The organism is Citrobacter sp. Awk 2 (assembly GCF_028069815.1).
Classification (GTDB): Bacteria; Pseudomonadota; Gammaproteobacteria; order Enterobacterales; family Enterobacteriaceae; genus Citrobacter.
In genome coordinates this window covers 1-1,171 of sequence record NZ_JANEWL010000218.1, presented here as the reverse complement: position 1 = coordinate 1,171, position 1,171 = coordinate 1, and the positions used below count along the sequence as shown (strand labels likewise).

1 pseudogene is annotated in these 1,171 nt (G+C 34.6%); it reads left to right on the top strand.

Annotation, left to right across the window (positions count from 1 at the left end):
• Positions 1-851 precede the first annotated feature (851 nt).
• Positions 852-1,171 (top strand): annotated as a pseudogene (locus NNO02_RS23260) (hypothetical protein); the annotation flags it as partial.

The window sequence follows — 1,171 nt, the reverse complement described above, 5'->3', positions numbered from 1 at the left end:
AAATTAAGTTTGCGCCTATAATAGATGAAAGCAAGGTTGTGAAATACATCGGGATAGAAAAAAAAATTAAAGGAATACATTCAAAGATAGAGTATCCAGATGGCAGCGTTATATCTGATGGTACTGTATTTCCTGATTTTTATAAAGTCGACAAAATGAATATTGACAAGTAACAATAGACGGGTTTTATGTTTAAGGTGTATTAGGTTAATTAACTATCACACTTATACGCCAGCACTATACATTTGAGATTTGTTGAATACGGATAAAAGGTGATGGGAAATTTCTAACCCATAAAAAATTATTCTGCTCTCCTTAGTATTGTTTTTCTCAGTGGGTTATGAAATGAGTCGATATTTATTTGATTTAAAATTGAATGAGGGTGAGTGAATTATGAAAAATGTAATGTCGATAATGGTTTTTTTTTGTTGCTTTTAGCTTTTTATCAAATGCTGCGACAGCAGCCCGAGCATTTAACTTTGACAAAGAATCAGTTAGTTTTCTTGAAAGTGTATCGAATATTGCAATAAAAGATAAGCGTGTTTTCTTTACAACGGATCCCGTAATCGACAGCAGAACAAGAACAATTACAATCTATTTTGATGCTTATGCGGGTAGTTCAGCTAAAGATGTATATTACTTCGTTGACAAGGCACTTAAATTATATTGCAAAACTGAATTGCCAAATAATTCCAATGTGGATTTTTTCTTGAGGAAAAGAAATATTAGCTCATTCAATATTAACATGTGTTAAAACTTACCGCCTTTCAACAAGCTGAATAGCTCAGCTCTATTTGGAATGCGCGAATTTTTTGCGCTAAATATCATTTGGCTGTGTTGGCAATTAATGCATGAAAAAGAGAATCAGTGGCTTTGATGGCTCTGTTATCACAGAACCCAGCTATAACGTTATTGGGATACCTATGCAGCAAGAGAATGGGGATATTTGGAAAGCAAAAGTTGCTATGACTGGTGGTGGTCCATGTCAATGGATGTTGAGTGTAGTCAATTTAGGTATCGAGTATATAGACGCGATATATCTTGGCAAAGATCTTGTTCCTGGTACGGCAGTAGATGTGGCCCTCGCCTTTGATAATGATGCTTCTCGCAATGGACAATTTACCTATATCGCAGGAGATGTAAATTTATCTCCTAAATATTACCCTTATAT